Source organism: Streptomyces carpinensis, assembly GCF_002154505.1.
GTDB lineage: Bacteria > Actinomycetota > Actinomycetes > Streptomycetales > Streptomycetaceae > Streptomyces > Streptomyces carpinensis.
In genome coordinates, this window is sequence record NZ_MUBM01000310.1 from 1 (window position 1) to 15,014 (window position 15,014).

General features: G+C 68.9%; 13 protein-coding genes and 3 pseudogenes. 10 read left to right on the plus strand and 6 right to left on the minus strand.

Translation table 11 applies throughout. The annotated features are described in order from the left end of the window. Both BZY54_RS35415 and BZY54_RS35420 read left to right on the plus strand, forming a co-directional pair. Window positions 1-854 (plus strand): annotated as a pseudogene (locus BZY54_RS35415) (ABC transporter permease); the annotation flags it as partial. 4 nt (window positions 855-858) lie between these two features. Next, the gene (locus BZY54_RS35420) at window positions 859-3,609 is read left to right on the plus strand and encodes an alkaline phosphatase family protein (protein WP_086729423.1); all 2,751 of its coding nucleotides are present in this window, start codon (window positions 859-861) and stop codon (window positions 3,607-3,609) included. A gap of 1,032 nt (window positions 3,610-4,641) precedes the next feature. Here the strand turns inward: BZY54_RS35420 and BZY54_RS35425 are convergent. Both BZY54_RS35425 and BZY54_RS35430 read right to left on the minus strand, forming a co-directional pair. Beyond that, the gene (locus tag BZY54_RS35425) at window positions 4,642-5,565 is read right to left on the minus strand and encodes a hypothetical protein (RefSeq protein WP_086729424.1); all 924 of its coding nucleotides are present in this window, start codon (window positions 5,563-5,565) and stop codon (window positions 4,642-4,644) included. Beyond that, window positions 5,562-6,167 carry an RNA polymerase sigma factor gene (locus BZY54_RS35430; protein WP_244217496.1) on the minus strand — a complete coding sequence of 202 codons (606 nt, stop codon included), beginning with the start codon at window positions 6,165-6,167 and terminating at the stop codon, window positions 5,562-5,564. The genes BZY54_RS35425 and BZY54_RS35430 overlap by 4 nt, the downstream gene beginning before the upstream one ends. 232 nt (window positions 6,168-6,399) lie before the next feature. Here BZY54_RS35430 and BZY54_RS51170 point away from each other — a divergent pair, with 232 nt between their 5' ends. Beyond that, entirely contained in the window at window positions 6,400-6,543 is a 144-nt protein-coding gene (locus BZY54_RS51170; RefSeq protein WP_158103965.1) for a hypothetical protein, read from the plus strand. Between the two features lie 350 nt (window positions 6,544-6,893). Here the strand turns inward: BZY54_RS51170 and BZY54_RS35435 are convergent, their stop codons facing one another. The 3 genes from BZY54_RS35435 to BZY54_RS35445 form a co-directional block, all read right to left on the minus strand. Next, on the minus strand, window positions 6,894-7,274 hold the full coding sequence (locus BZY54_RS35435) for a hypothetical protein (protein WP_086729425.1): 381 nt from the start codon (window positions 7,272-7,274) through the stop codon (window positions 6,894-6,896). After that, window positions 7,271-7,654 carry an STAS domain-containing protein gene (locus tag BZY54_RS35440; RefSeq protein ID WP_086729426.1) on the minus strand — a complete coding sequence of 128 codons (384 nt, stop codon included), beginning with the start codon at window positions 7,652-7,654 and terminating at the stop codon, window positions 7,271-7,273. Before BZY54_RS35440 ends, BZY54_RS35435 begins: the two co-directional genes overlap by 4 nt. Before the next feature lie 127 nt (window positions 7,655-7,781). Then, window positions 7,782-8,213 (minus strand): Hsp20/alpha crystallin family protein, encoded by a 432-nt coding sequence (locus BZY54_RS35445; protein ID WP_086729427.1) that lies wholly within the window; start codon window positions 8,211-8,213, stop codon window positions 7,782-7,784. A gap of 156 nt (window positions 8,214-8,369) precedes the next feature. Here BZY54_RS35445 and BZY54_RS35450 point away from each other — a divergent pair, with 156 nt between their 5' ends. From BZY54_RS35450 to BZY54_RS53915, 3 genes and pseudogenes are all read left to right on the plus strand, one after another. Continuing rightward, window positions 8,370-8,777 (plus strand): J domain-containing protein, encoded by a 408-nt coding sequence (locus tag BZY54_RS35450; protein WP_244217497.1) that lies wholly within the window; start codon window positions 8,370-8,372, stop codon window positions 8,775-8,777. 49 nt (window positions 8,778-8,826) lie between these two features. Beyond that, window positions 8,827-9,411, plus strand: a pseudogene (locus BZY54_RS35455) (Hsp70 family protein); the annotation flags it as partial. Window positions 9,412-9,611: 200 nt separating this feature from the next. After that, a pseudogene (locus tag BZY54_RS53915) lies at window positions 9,612-9,974 on the plus strand (PP2C family protein-serine/threonine phosphatase); the annotation flags it as partial. Window positions 9,975-10,888: 914 nt separating this feature from the next. Here BZY54_RS53915 and BZY54_RS35465 read toward each other — a convergent pair. Next, window positions 10,889-11,326 carry an Lrp/AsnC family transcriptional regulator gene (locus tag BZY54_RS35465; RefSeq protein WP_244217498.1) on the minus strand — a complete coding sequence of 146 codons (438 nt, stop codon included), beginning with the start codon at window positions 11,324-11,326 and terminating at the stop codon, window positions 10,889-10,891. Window positions 11,327-11,410: 84 nt separating this feature from the next. Between BZY54_RS35465 and BZY54_RS35470 the strand changes: the two genes are divergently transcribed. From BZY54_RS35470 to BZY54_RS35485, 4 genes are all read left to right on the plus strand, one after another. Further along, window positions 11,411-12,163 carry an AzlC family ABC transporter permease gene (locus BZY54_RS35470; RefSeq protein WP_167414131.1) on the plus strand — a complete coding sequence of 251 codons (753 nt, stop codon included), beginning with the start codon at window positions 11,411-11,413 and terminating at the stop codon, window positions 12,161-12,163. Then, window positions 12,156-12,485, plus strand: a complete 330-nt coding sequence (locus BZY54_RS35475) for a branched-chain amino acid transporter permease (protein WP_086729430.1) — start codon at window positions 12,156-12,158, stop codon at window positions 12,483-12,485. The genes BZY54_RS35470 and BZY54_RS35475 overlap by 8 nt, the downstream gene beginning before the upstream one ends. 38 nt (window positions 12,486-12,523) lie before the next feature. Further along, the gene (locus tag BZY54_RS54860) at window positions 12,524-13,387 is read left to right on the plus strand and encodes a hypothetical protein (protein WP_143668186.1); all 864 of its coding nucleotides are present in this window, start codon (window positions 12,524-12,526) and stop codon (window positions 13,385-13,387) included. Between the two features lie 921 nt (window positions 13,388-14,308). Further along, entirely contained in the window at window positions 14,309-14,497 is a 189-nt protein-coding gene (locus BZY54_RS35485) for a hypothetical protein (RefSeq protein WP_086729432.1), read from the plus strand. The last annotated feature ends 517 nt before the right edge of the window (window positions 14,498-15,014 follow it).

A 15,014-nucleotide genomic window follows, 5' to 3' on the forward strand; every position in this document is an offset into this window, starting at 1 on the left:
CGTCGGACGCCGCCGTTCAGGTCCTGCTCTCCTGGATCTGCGTCCTCGCTCCGACCCTGGCGCTCGCCGGGTTCGGCTTCCTCGGGTCGGTCACGCTGGGACGCTCCCCGATGGGGCTGCTGCTGCCCGTGCTCCTCTCGCTCGCGATGGCGGTCGCCCAGATGCTGCCGCTCCCCGTGGCCGTCCGCATCGCCCTGCCCAGCTACGCCTTCATCTCCTGGAACGGACTGTTCACCAGCCCGCAGCAACTCGCCCCGCTGCTGATCGCCGTCGCGGTCAGCCTGGCGTGGGCGGTCCTTGCGACCGTGCTGGCGTATGTGCTGTTCCAGCGGCGGGACTTCACCAATCTCGCCTACGACGGTTCCGGGCGCCGCGCGCTCACCGTCGGGCTGCTGCCGCTGGTGGGGCTGACCGCCCTGAGCGTCGCGGCAGTAGCCGTATCCACATCTTCCATGGGTTCCGGGATCGAGCAGGGCAAGGTACAGCGCTCCGTCGCAACGGCCTTCGCCCACCTCTATCGCATGCAGACCGACCAACTGCATCGCCCCGCCGTCACGGAGGCGCAACTGCGCACCACGGCGACGTGCGCCAAAAGCGCGGGCAAGGGAGCTCAGGAGGGCGCAGGCAACGACTGGCGGTGCGTTGTCAGTTGGCATCTGCCAGGCGTCGCAGTCACGGGGACGGCGATTTACCAGATCGACATCACCTCAGACGGGCGGTTCGTGGCCGACGGTGACGGTCCCAAGGAAGTGAACGGCTACTTCCTGCTGCGGACTTCGACCGGAGACGCCCCGAATCCGCTCTGGCAGTTCGACGGCAACGTCGAACTGCTCGACACCACCTCGAAGGGATAGTTCCATGCAGGTTGCACGACAGCGCCGGGTTCAGCAGAGGGAGCAGGTCAACCTCTTCGGCAGACTCGTCGGCCGTCGGACCATGATGGTGACTGCCGGTATCGCGGTCGCCCTCGGTGTCACCGGCACGGCAGTCGCCTCGACGGCCCAGTTCGGCACCCAGCAGGTTGGCCAGGTCACCGACCACGGTCAGGTCGTCTCCGACGACCAGTACATCCAGCCCTACGGTGACCGCACGGTCATCAACGACGGCAAGATCATGTCGTCGGTCGTCAGCCCGGACGGCAAGCACTTGGCCGCCTCGGTCACTGACGGCGACGCCGCCCTGGTGATCATGGACCTGGACACCGGCAAGGTGGCGCAGAAGATCGGCACCAACGCGGCCGACGACCTGCGCATCAGCAGCAGCGCCGTGGGCCAGGAAGGCCCGACCTACTCGCCCGACGGCAAGTCGCTGTGGCTGGGCCAGGCCACCGGTTACACCAAGTTCACCGTCAACGCCGACGGCACTCTGGCCAACCCGGTCGCCGTGAACATCCCGACCGTCAGCGGCCACCAGGCCCTGGCCGGTGCCGCGGTGTTCTCCGCCGACGGCTCCACCGTGTACGGCGCGGTCAACGGCCAGAACAAGGTCGTCGCCATCGACGCCGCCACTGGCACCGTCACAGCGACCTGGACCACCGGCACCGCCCCGCGCGGCCTGGCCCTGGTCGGCGGCAAGCTGTACGTCTCCAACGAGGGTGGCCGCCCGGCCAAGGCCGGCGAGACCACCATCAACTCCTACGGCACCCAGGTCCCGGCCGACCGGGAGACCGGCGCCTCCACCACCGGCACGGTCAGCGTCATCAACACCGCCGACGCGTCCGCCGCCGTGGGCACCATCGACGTCGGTCTGCACCCGACCGCCGTGTACGAGAAGAACGGCGTGGTGTTCGTCACCAACACCGCCGACAACAGCGTCTCCATCATCGACTCCAAGAGCGACAAGGTCGTGCAGACCATCTCCACCCAGCCGTGGGCCGAGTCCTCGGTCGGCTACGAGCCCAACGCCGTCATCCTCACCGACGACGGCCGTCTGCTGGTGACCCTGGGCCGCGCCAACGCCGTCGCGGTCTACCGCTACTCGGGTGCGGCGACGCCCGCCCGCTACGTCGGCCTGCTCCCGACGGACTACTTCCCCTCGGAGATCGCCCAGGTCGGCGGGAAGATCGTCGTCTCCAACACCCGTGGCATAGACGCCCGCCGTAACCCCTCCAAGCACGGCACCCACGACACCACGTCCAGCCTGACCACGTTCACCCTGCCGAGCGACGACGTCGTCAAGTCGTACACGCCCAAGGTGTTCCAGATGAACGGCTGGAGCGGCGACTCGCTCAAGCTGTCCGAGAACAACGGCAAGGTGCCCGCGGTGCCGGTCCCGGCGCGCCTCGGCGACCCCTCGACGATCAAGCACGTCTTCTACCTGGTCAAGGAGAACCGCACCTACGACCAGGTTTTCGGCGACATCCCGCAGGGCAACGGCGATCCCTCGCTGACCCAGTTCGGTGAGAACGTCACGCCCAACCAGCACGCGCTGGCCAAGCAGTTCGGCCTGTACGACAACTTCTACGACATGGGCACGAACTCCGCCGAGGGCCACAACTGGCTGAACCAGGCGGACAACCCGGAGTACACCGAGTCCTCGGCCGGTGAGTACACGCGCTCCTACGACACCGAGGACGACGTTCTGGGCCACCAGAAGTCCGGCTTCATCTGGACTGGTGCCAAGGCCGCCGGCAAGTCCGTCAAGGACTTCGGCGAGTTCCAGACGCTGGAGCAGAAGCCGTCGGGTTCGAGCTGGCAGAACCTGTACTGCGACAGCAAGGACATGGCCGCGACCGGCTCGCCGTCCAAGTACCCCATCAAGACGGGTTCGGCGATCCCCTCGCTCAACGACGTCTCGGTGCAGGGCTTCCCGAAGTTCGACACCAGCGTGCCGGACGTCTACAAGGAGCAGGTCTGGGAGCAGGACTTCAAGAAGAACGGTCCTGCCGACCTGAACATGTTCTGGTACTCCAACGACCACACCGGTGGCCCGGCGAACTCCGCCGCCCAGGTCGCCGACAACGACCTCGCGGTCGGCCGCATGGTCGACACGATCACGCACAGCAAGTACTGGAAGGACTCGGCGATCTTCATCGTCGAGGACGACTCCCAGGCCGGCTCGGACCACGTCGACGGCCACCGTGCGCCGGTCCAGATCATCAGCCCGTACGCCAACCACGGCACGGTCGACAGCCACTACTACTCGCAGGTCACGATGGTCCGCACCATCGAGCAGATCCTCGGGATCCACCCGATGAACCAGATGGACACCGCGGCCACCCCGATGGCCGACGCGTTCACGAACAAGCCCGACTTCACGCCGTTCAACTCCGTGGCCAACCGGACCTCGCTGACCCTCGGCGTGAACCCGGCGCCCAGCTGCGGTACGGACACCCCCGCCCCGCAGAACCCGGCGGCGGCGCCCGCGCCCACCTCGGTGGCGATCCCGGCGTCGCAGCAGCCGCTTGCCGACGAGTGGAAGAAGTGGCTGTCCAAGCAGCGTCTGACCGGCGACAACGCAGTGCCGGACTACGCCAACAACGAGCAGATGGACCGCTACACCTGGTACGACACCCACAACTTCAACAAGCCCTACCCGGGTGACAAGAAGATGTACGCGCCCAAGGATGTCCCCGGCGCCAACCTCCCGTCGGCCGAGAACGACGGCTGACGCAGTAGGCCGGTCGGCATAGCCTGACCGTCGTCAAAGGGCCCCTGTCCGGCATGCGCCGGTCAGGGGCCACCTGCGTTTGTGCTCCCCACTGCTGCGGGGGATAGTCCCCAATCGCCGGCGCGTTCGGTCCCGGCTTGGCGGTGCTCCCCGAGCCCGCTGGGATGGTCCTACCTCCGGTCCAAGGAGACTCCGAGGCAGCCAGTCCGCTACCAGCGCGCGCCGAGCTCGTCGAGGTCGGCGCGTCGTTGTGGGCTGAGTGTTGCGGCCCTCCGGCGTGCATTGTTCACGAACTGGCCAAGTCCCACCGCCTCCCCATGGACGGCGATTGTTGCGTTCCCACGCCGCGGTCTGCGGCCGGCGTCTGGGCCGTTCATCCTCGCCCGCCGGCTCCAGTCCGAGCGTGTTTTCCCACCGCTGCGCGGGTAGCAGCTTGTCCCAGACGTGCCGCTGCGCGGCGGCCCGCGCGCCCAGGTGGACCAGCCGTTCCGTCTCGACGGTGCAGGCGGCCGGGGGATGCCGACCGCGGCCGCCAGGCGCGGCCCCCACGCTCAGACTGCCGGGCGTCGCCGACGACGCCTTCGCGGTCGCCGACGAACTTGCCGAGGTGCTGGCCGACGCTCGGAAGGGTGCGTGTCAGGCGGACTGACCGGCGCCCGACCGGCCGCCTGGGCGAGGTCAGGTCGCGATGTCCGGGTATAGGAGTGAGAAGCGGGTCAGGCGGCGCGCGTCTTGGAGGAAGGCGAGCCCGGGCTCGGTCACGATGGGCGCGTTGGACCTGGCGACCGGCGATTGAGGAGCGCGCCGTGCGCTGCCGTGGTTGGGCCCGGCGCACGGCCCGCCGCGCTGATCGTCGCGCTCTGGCGGACGTACGGGTCCGGTCATGGGCGACAGCGGCCCGAAGCGGGAGGGCCCGTCGTCGGTGTTCGCTTGCGGCGCCCCGGGTCGTTCTCAGCCCCGGGGCGTCGATTCAAGGATGAAACGGGAAGGTGAGCCGATCTTGTCGGCGGGGCCAAGGATGAAACGGGAAGGTCAGCCGATCTTGTCGGTGGGGCCGACGGACAGGTAGGTGACGCGCGTGGTTTTGCCGCGGTCGCTGCCCTTGGTACTGACGCTGCTGGTCTCCAGCAGGGCGCTGGTCTTGGGGTCGATCACCATGCGGTCGGTGCTGACGACGCCACTGAAGACCAGTTCCGTGCCGGTGCGGCCGGCACTGTCCTTCACCGTGCCGACGAGCTTGACCCCGTGGAGACGGGCGAGGGCCCGATACAGCCCGGCGCGCAGCTTGGGCCCGGCGGGGGACTCCCCGAGGAGGGCGCCGGCCTGGAGGAAGGCGGACTGGCCGGCGTATTCCTTGGAGCTGTTCATGACTGTGAGCAGCTGTGCCGGGTCGGTGGGGAGTCGGTCCAGGTCGTTCCAGCTGTGCAGCTCCTTGGGCCCCAGGCGCCAGCCGAAGGTGCCGGGCTTCTTGTGCGTCCGGCCGCCCGTGACGATGTAGACGGCGTCCATGGAGCGAGCGTAGTAACAGTCGATCGCGGGGGACGGTTTGGCTCCCGTGTGGCTGGCCTTCGACCGCACCTTCCAGTACCGCGCGCTGGAGGCCGGCCTGGCGTAGGCCACGTCCGCGGTGTGGTCCAGGAACGTGGCGGCGGAAACGGCCTGTGCCTGGTGCTTGGGGTGGCCGACGGGCTGATCGGCCTCCGTGGCGTTGTACGCGACCACTCCCGCTGCGATGGCGGCCGCCGCGACCGCTGTCGCCAGGATCCGTCGGCCATGGGCGAGGCGGCGCCGCCCGGGGGAAGCCACCACGGGAGGTTGCGGGGAGTCCTGGTGGGCGGCGGCCTGGACCGCTGCCAGCGCCTGGGCGACGGCTTGCGGAGCCGGGGGCTCGACGCGGCCCGCGGCCTGGAGCGCCTCAGCGCCGGGGAAATCGAGGAGTTCCTGTCGCTGGGTCATGCCGATTCCTTCCGGTCCGCACGTACGGCGGTGGCGGGCGCCAAGGTCAGGTGGTGGACAGGGGCGAGGTGTGCGCGCAGCCGGCCGCGTGCGCGGTGCAGACGGGAGCGAGCCGTGCCGGCGGGGATCCCGACCACAGCCGCGGCTTCCGTCGGCGTCAGCTCCTCCCAGGACACCAGCAGCAACAACTCCCGCTCCTCAGTGGGCAGATCGGCCAGTGCCCGGCGCAGTTCAGGTGCCAGGGCAGCGGCGTCCAGGCGCTCGTCCACCGCCTGCCACGGGTCGAGCTCGACGGGGCCGGCTGCGGCGGTTGCCCGCCCGGCCCGCCGGACGTGGCCGGCCAGGACGTTGCGGGCCACCCCGAACAGCCATCCCCGAGCCGATCCGCGTGAGGCGTCGAAGGTGCGGCGTGCCGCGAAGGCCTGCAGCCAGGCCTCGGCCAGCAGGTCGTCGGCAGCGGCGGGCGCGCGCCGGGCGAAGTAACCGTGCAGGGCGGGCGAGAACTGCTCCACCAGTGGTGTGAACGCGGCCGGGTCGCCCACAGCACATATCAGCAGGGCGTCCTCGTCATCGCTGCCCTGGTTCTTGTGATCCGGTTCCACGAAGTCTCCGTCTCCGACCGCCCGGCGGCGGTCTCACCCTGTACTTGTCGCGCGGTGCGCTAAGCGTTCGCGCCGACCGCCGAGGCATCCCTCGGCTGTTCGCCTGCACCGGGTCCGCTCACCGATACTGCCTGTCTGCAGACACGGAACCGTTGACCGAGCATCGGCACACGCGGGTCTCGCCACTTGAGGGAAGCGGCGCAACTGGACCGGGAGGTCACCGCCGAGTACGGTGAGCCGCTCGCCTCTGCACGACGTCGTGCGCACCTGGCAGGCACGGCTGGCCGCCGCCCCGGCCGTCGACGCCTTCCTGGCCTTGGGGGTGGATGAGTCAGAGGGCGTCGAACTGGCCGACGCCCTTGCAGACCTCAGGTGACCGGCAAGTCGTGGCCCGCCCGCCTGTCGCCCGACACCAGGACGACCCGCCGACCACGCCCGGGAGGGTGTCCGTGACGTCCTGGACATCGCCGGCCGTGATCCCCGGGCAGCCGGGCGACCGCTACCGGCTGACCGCCACCTTGACCTGGTTTGCCGAAAGCGTGGGGGCACACTCGAGGGCGGTGTGCTGATCGTCAAGGTGCCGAAGGCGGAAACCACCAAACCTTGCCGCATCGAGATCATGTCCGGACGGTGCCCCCTCCCACCGTGCGGTGCGAGCCGCGCGGAGGGTCGGGGCGAGACGCGTGCGGTGGCCGTCTCGCACACGGCCCGAGCCGGACTGGCCGATCAGGAGAGTTCTGTGGGCGGCTGATCGGCTTGCGATGGCGGCTGAGGGGGGCCGGCGGCATGCAGCATTTGCGCGGTGTGCCGCTCGGGGCGGTGGCCGCCTTCGGCCGGGACGGGGCTGCGCGGTGCTCCGGTGCCGCCGGGCAGGGGCACGGGGCGGCGGGCCACGAGGCGTCCGACCCAGCGTCGGCCGCAGTGTTCGCAGGGCGGAGCGCCTTGCGGGGTGTACGGGGAGGCAACCGCAGTGTTGTCGCGGTAGAAAACCTCCCACTCGGCATCGAGCGCGTCCCGGTAGCGCTGCACGTCGTAGTCGACGCTCCAGCGGTGCCAGCACGAGCCACAGGCGAACTCGACACGTTCGACGGCAAGTTGGGTGATCACGGCATAGCACCTCCCATCCGGTGGGCGAGTGTGGTGCGGGGCGCTGCCAGGGCGGCATCGAGGGAGAGGTAGACGGGCAGGGCCTGGGCGAGTCCGCTGCTGTGCAGGAGCCGCGCCACCCGTCCTTCGGGACAGACCAGGCGCAGCTCACCCTCGTCCTCCTCCAGCAACGCACGGACGGACACCAAGGCACGCAGGCCCTCGGTATCGGCCCAGGTCAGATCGGACAGGTCCACGATCAGGTTGAGCAAATGCCGGTGCCTGGCGGTGATGGTGGCCACGAAGTCACACAGTTCCCGGGCCGTGTTGGTGTCCAGGGACCCATTGATCTCCGTCACGGCCCAGCCGTTCTCCCAGTGCGAGGCGAGGAACAGAGCCATGGTCCTCACTCCTGCCGCTCAGCGCCTGCCGCGGGCCGCCGCACGCACGGCGATCGGGGTGCGTGCGGCGGTCCGAGGCCAGGTCGTCGATGCTGCGGTCTCCTGCTTCTGTATCCCGTGCGGAGCCTCAGCTCTCGATCTGCTTCGACTCCGCGTCCTTGCGGCTGATCTCGATGCGGCGAGGCTTGGCCTCCCTCATCACAGGGATGTTCAAAGTGAGCACGCCCGCGTCGTAGTGGGCGGTGATCTTCTCCAGGTCCAGCGCGTCGCCCAGCAGCAGTTGGCGGCTCAAGACGCCGTGGGGCCGCTCGGCGACCAGCAGGTCGCGCTCCTTGGCGTCCGGGCCGGGCCGCTCGGCTCGCACGGTCAGCACGTTGCGCTCCACGTTGAGATCGACGCTGTCAAGATCGACGCCGGGCAGGTCGAAGTGGACGACGAAGGCATCGCCGCTCTGATAGGCGTCGATCGGCATGACGGCCGGCCGGGCGAGGGTGCCGAACATCTGCTGAGTGAGCCGGTCGAGGTCCCGGAAGGGGTCCGTGCGGATGAGAGCAGCCATCGTGCAACTCCTTTCGCCTGGTACGACCGCCTGCCGGCGGTCTGCCCGTCCGGGCTCCGGGAGCCCGGAATGCCTCTGAGAACCCCTATACCTCCCCAGACCAATCCTTGACAAGAACGGACTCAAGTTTTATTTGGGGACTAGAGGCAAGTAAGGGTGAAGCTGCAGCTCGCAGCAGGGGAGAAGGTGGCCGGGGTGCAGGCGTGGGAGCAGGGAGCGGACCTGTACGCAGTGCTTGGGGTGGAGCCCTCGGCGACGGCCGATGTGATCACCTCCGCCTTCCGCGCCCGGGTGCGGGAACTGCGCCCGGACACCCACGTGGATGCGGCCACCGCCGAACGGTTCGGCGAGGTGCGGGCAGCGTACGAGACGCTCCGCGATCCGGTCCTGCGCGCGGCCTATGACCAGACGTACGAGCGGATGGCTGAGCGGGCATGCGACCGCGGGCCTGTCTCCGCGCGGCCGCTCAGGCCCGCGCGGCCGTACCTCGTGGTGCTCGGGGCCGTCCGCCCCGAGCCGCCGCTGCTCGCCGGTCCCGTCCGGTGGCAGCGGACATCCCAGTGACTCCCCGAGCAACGGGAAGCAGAGCAATGGGTGAGGAGGGAGAAGGCAGATGGCGCGCTCGGTCGGCATCGACCTCGGCACGACGAACTCGGTGGTCTCGGTCCTCGAGGGCGGCGAGCCCACCGTCATCACCAATACGGAGGGCGCGCGGACCACCCCGTCGGTCGTGGCCTTCGCCAAGAACGGCGAGGTGCTCGTCGGGGAGGTCGCCAAGCGGCAGGCCGTGACGACGGCATCGACGGCAAGCGATACACGGCGCAGGAGACCTCCGCGCGCGTGCTGCAGAAGCTCAAGCGGGACGCGGAGGCATACCTGGGGCAGGACGTCACCGACGCCGTGATCACCGTGCCCGCGTACTTCGACGACGCCCAGCGGCAGGCGACGAAAGAGGCCGGGGAGATCGCGGGCCTGAACGTGCTGAGGATCATCAACGAGCCGACCGCGGCCGCGCTGGCGTACGGGCTGGACAAGGAGAACGACCAGACGGTCCTCGTTTTCGACCTCGATGGCGGCACCTTCGACGTGTCGCTGCTGAAGATGGACGAGGGCGTCATCTAGGTGAAGGGTGACCAACGGCGACACGCACCTCGGCCGTGACGACTGGGACCAGCGGATCGTCGAACACCTGGTCGAGGCTGCTGCTCGTCGGACAGTTGTCCGACCGGTGGGGCACCCGCCACACCCCCCACGGGAAAGACCATCTGGACCGAACAAGGACACCCCGTCCATGCCACCACCGCCCCTTGACCGGCGGGATCCACCGGTGGCCGGCCACTTGGAGAACGCCATGTGCATGCACTGGGACGCTTTCATCCCCGCAGTCCAGGAACGCCACAGTTGCGGCAGGCCCACGCCAGGCAACGGGAGGTCGCCGTCACCCTCCAGGAGGCCATGCTGCAGGCCCCGGACCTCCTGGGGCACCGCAACATCGCGGTGTGCTGCCTGCCCGCCGCCAAAGGCCTCAATGGGTGCGGGACTGGTACGACGTGGTGGACCTGCCCGACGGCTTCTCCCTCGCCGTGGGTGACGTCGTCGGCCACGGTCTGGAGGCCGCGGCCGTCATGGGCATGCTCCGCAGCGCCCTGTCTGCCGCCATCCACGCCCTGCGCCGGCCCGACCGGGCCATAGAGGTGCTGGGCCTGTACGGCCCGCTCGGTGGAAGGAGCACTGGCCACCACCGCGGTCAAGGCAGTCGTTGTAGGACCGCTCGGACCTCATTGGTCCGAACAAGGCATACGGCTGCTCGTGCCTGGAACACGGCAGGAGAGCGTCCTGCCGTGTCAGAGGAGCACCATCATGTCCGGCGTTTACGCACTGCTACGCCCCGACGGCCCACTGGAGTTCCGCATCGGTGTCCCGGACCAGATGTCCCAGGACACCGGCCCACACGACGGGGGTCCCTCAGCGATCACTATCCAGCGCGAGACATGGGGCGGCCGCGGCCTTCAAGGCCAGGTCGGCAACATTTCTTATCCGGCAGGCCGGAGCCAGCCGGCGAACCATACTGGCAGCCGCCTCGCGGCAGCTCTGGGTGGCCCCGAGGAGTGTCTCTTCGGCAACCTGGCCATCTGCGGCACCCAGATCGACCCCAGCAACGGAAAGCCCACTGTGTGCGGGCTCACCGAGGCACAACAGCACCTCATCCGTAGCGTCCACGCCGCGGTCTGCCAGGAGGCCCATACCATCCCATAGCGCCCCAAAGCCCGCCTACGATACCGGGCTCGAGAGCCCCTCACCCCTGTTCGGCTTCGTACCGCTCGCGGGCCTCGTCACGGCGCGCTGCCAGCTGCGGGGAACACCGTTGTACTCACGGGCCAACTGTGCGGCCAGCCCGCGACTGTGCCCGCACGCCGTGCGCAGCGCCTCGAGCGCGACCGCGACGGCCCGCTCGCGCTGCTACCGGCTCGTACTGATGGGCGTCGTGGGGCTCTGTCTCAGTTTCCGGTGAGCCGGAGCTCAGGAGTTGTCACCAGCGGAACCCGATGAGCTGGTGAGTGGAAACGGTCGACTGTCACAGGCAGGGCATCCGGTTTGTCGCAGGTGCTCAGTCGGCAGTCTTTCTGTCACCGGAGACGGCATGGGCGCCGAGGTGGGTGTGGTCCTCGCCCGGGTCAGCTCTCGGACTTGATGGTTTTCATGGTGAGGTGGGATTCGAGGTGCTGTACGGCGGGGTGGCCGGTGAGCTTGTCCATGAGGAAGGTCTCGTAGGCGGCGTTGTCGGCGACGGCGATGCGGACGAAGTAGTGGGGGCTGCCGTACAGGCGGCGGAACTCGACGACTTCGTCGTAGGAGGCGATGGTGGCCTCGAACTCCTCGATGGTCTTGCGGTCCTGGGCGTAGATCTCGATGTCGACGAGGACCTCCATGCCGCGGCCCATCGCTTCGGGGTCGATGACGGCGCGGTAGCCGGCGATGATGCCGGCCTCCTCCAGGCGCTTGACCCGGCGCAGGCACGACGGTGGCGTGAGGCCGACCCGCCTGGCGACCTCGACGTTCGTCAGCCGACCGTCCTGACGCAGATGCAACAAAATTTGACGATCGACCGACATCTATTCTCACTTCATTGCGCACAGGCGCATTCTAGGCCAGTGATCGGCAACCAAATTAGGACCGATTCTTCCTAACATTGCGGCATGGGAACACCTCCGGTCGCCGCGGCCGACCAGCTTCGGCCTGCCTCTGCGCCGTCCAGGGCGCGCATACGCCCCGAGATGACGGCGGCACTCAAGGACTCCGCCTCCGTGGGCCTGGGCCTGGTTCCAATGGGCCTCGCCTTCGGGATGCTGGTCACCCACTCCGGACTGCCCTGGTGGTCGGCGCCGATGTACTCCGCCGTGATGTACACCGGCACGCTGGAGTTCCTGCTCGTCCCCATGGTGCTTGCGATCACGCCGCTGGTCACGGTCGGACTGACCACGCTGCTGGTCAACGGCCGCCACGCCTTCTACGCCCTGTCCTTCCCGCTGCACCGGGTCAACGGTCGCCTGGCCAGGCTCTACAGCAGCTTCGCGCTGAGCGACGAGGCGTACGCCATGACCACCGGCGGGCAGGCCCGCACCTGGTCCAGCGCGCGCATCGTGTCCTTCCAGGCGTTCAACCACGCGTACTGCGTGGCCGGCTCCCTCACCGGCGCCCTGGTCGGCTCGCTGATCCCGCCGCGCATCACCGGCCTGGACTTCGCCATGACCGCCCTGCTCGTCGTCCTGGCCCTGGACGGCATCCGCGACCGCCGCGACGACCTGCCCACCCCGCTCCTGGCCCTGCTCGCCGCACTGATCGCCCGCCTGATCACCCCCGGCCAGATGCTGCTCACCGCGTTCTGCCTCTTCACCGCTGCCCTGCTGGCTCGCCACTTCACCACCCGCCGGGGGCCCGCCGATGCCTGAGAGCCGCTACCTGATTGCTGTTGCCGCCGTCTGCTGCGCCATCACCTGGGCACTGCGAGCCCTGCCCTTCACTGCCCTGGAACCCCTGCGCTCCAGCAGGGCCATCCACTACCTCAGCAGCCGCATGCCCGCCGGCGTGATGGTGATCCTCAGCCTCTACACCCTGCGCACCCTGCCCCTGACCCAGGTACGCGTGCTCGCGCCGCTCGTCGGCCTGGCGGTCACGGTCGGCCTGCACTTGTGGCGCCGTAATGCCCTGCTCAGCGTCTTCGCCGGGACCGCCGTCTGCGTCGCCCTGTCCAGCACCCTCTTCGCGCCCTGACCGGCGAGCGATCCGCTGCGGCGGGCTTGTTACGTTGCATGAGCCCCACAACCAACGCGGGCACCGCGTTGCCCGGCACCCGGAAGCAGGAGAGATTCCCCGTGCAGAACGTTGCGGTCAAGGTCGTGGTCACCCCGCTGCTGATCGGTGGTGCCAGCCTGGCCGGGCGCCGCTGGGGCCACCAGGTCGGCGGCTGGCTCGTCGCCCTGCCCCTGACCTCCGGACCCGTCGCGTTCTTCCTCGCCACCGACCACGGCACTGCCTTCGCCGGGCACGCCGCCATCGGCATGCTCGCCGGCACCATCTCCCAACTCGCCTTCGCCCTTGCCTACCGCGCCCTCGCGCACCGCGGCATATCCGCCGCCTTCACCGCTGGCTGCGTGGCGTTCGCCGCAGCCACCACTGTCCTGGCCTGCCTGAACTGGCCCGCCATCTCCACGTTCCTGCTCGTCCTCGCGGCCTTGGTCGCCGGGTTCGCGCTCACCCGCCGCACCGGCCGCACCACCGACGAGCCGGTCGAAGCGGCGAACCCTCCTGGCTGGGACCTCCCCCTGCGCATGATCGTGGCCACCGGGGTGGTGATGGGCATCATCGCCCTCGCCCCGGTCATCGGGCCACACCTCGCCGGACTCCTCTCTCCGTTCCCCGTGTTCGGCGTCGTGATGGCCGTCTTCACCCACCACACCCACGGCCCGAACGCGGCTATCGCCGTCCTCGACGGCCTGGTCATGGGGCTGGCCGCACCCGCCGTCTTCTTCCTGGCCCTGGCCCTCGCGCTGCCCTCGCTCGGTTTCATGGCCTTCGCCGTGGCCGCCCTCGCCGCACTGGCCACTCAGGCGGGCACCATGTTCGCCATCCCCGCCGACAACACCGGCGCCACCGCTGAGCCGGACCGCGCCTGACCCACAACCTGGTCGCCGAGACGTCGGCTGGATTACCTCACCGCTGCCCCCGTACACGCGCTCGAGGAAGTCGCATCGGCAAGGGCGTGCCGCCGGATAGTGACAACAAGCCTGCCGAAGTGACAACTATCGTGCTTCGGCTCACGTCGACGCGGACCCGACCTCGCACAAGCCTCCTGCTACCACCGTATTTCCAACTGATCGAGTTCGGTGCGTCGGCGTGGGCTGAGTGTTGCGGCCCGTCGGCGTTCACAAACTGGCCCAGGCCCACCGCCGCCCAGTCCACGGTCTCTACGTGCTGGCGCGGCACTGTGAGGTGGCCTTCGCGGGCGTGGAACTGGCGGGCGGCGGTGATGTTGCGTTCCCTTGCGGCGTTCTGGGAGCGGCGTGCGGGCCGTTCGTCCTCGCCCGTCGGCTCGAGCTCGAGGTGCTTTTCAGGAGCCACTGTTGGGCGGGTAGGAGGTAGGAGTTTGTCCCAGCTGTGCCGCTGCGCGGCGGCGTGCGGGCCCATGTCTTCCCCTGTGCACGATCACCTTGCTCGGCGCCAGGGGCAGCGTCGCGCCGGCCACTGCCTACCGCGATTGGAGCACTGCACGGCACCCGGGGTGTCCGGCAGGTGTGCACTGTGGCGTCGAACGCCCGCCACCGGCCGCAGCTGGCCACCCGAACGGAGTCTGGCTCATGCTTACTGAAGTTGTTTTGGGCTGTTCGCGGGAGCCGGGGGCGGCGGCTGGAACTTCACCGACCCGAGGAACCGGGGCAACCTCACCGGCAGCAGTGGCACCGATGAATGGGTGGTTTCCGGTCAGGGTCGGGAACATCCAGTAGGAGCCGTCGCCGAGCTTTTGGGGGTGGTGTTCTCCACGCTCCAGCCGGGCGGCGTGTCCCCGGCTCGAACTGACCGCGCTGATCACCCCAGCAATGGACCTGTCCGCCGTACCGGCACCGGTGCTGCGGTTCAACAGCGACTACAGGGCACTCGGCGGGTTCGCCGACGTCGGCGCGTCGAGACCGGGCAGCCAGCTGTCCAGGATGTGGGTCGTCCTGGTCGACGCCCCGTGGGGCTTCGGCGCTTTCTCGAACCAGCACGCCTCGATCCGGAGGGCCTGACCGAGTTCTGCGTCCGAGAGATCCAGGCAGCCACGGATCCGCGCACCGGCGAGCTTGAGGCATGCGACATCGCCCGGCTGCGTGGTGCTCGCTCCCAAAAGCAGTGCCGCGATCACAGCAGCCCGAACCGTACGCTCGGTTCATTGATCACCGTTTGTGACGCGGTCGTCGTCAGGCACACCCGTGCGCAGTTCCACGCGGCGTCCCACGGGGAACGCGTCCCACAGCTCACGTCGTATGAGACCACTCATGCAGAGTAGTGATCTTCCTTCGCGCTCGCCTTACCGCTCCTTACCAGAACCGCTCATGCCGCCCGCGCGAATCGATGAGGTAGCACCGGGTATGGGGTGGGAAAACGCCGTAGCCCAACGCCGCCGAAGAGGGTGTGCCGTGTCGCCCGAGGTGCGGACCCATGAATGGTCGCTGACCTCCCCTGCTCTCACGGAGCAGCTGATCGAGGCGGTTTCGCATGTCCGGGTCCGCGATCTGGGCACGCTGCGTCGGCACTTCCCCGGTC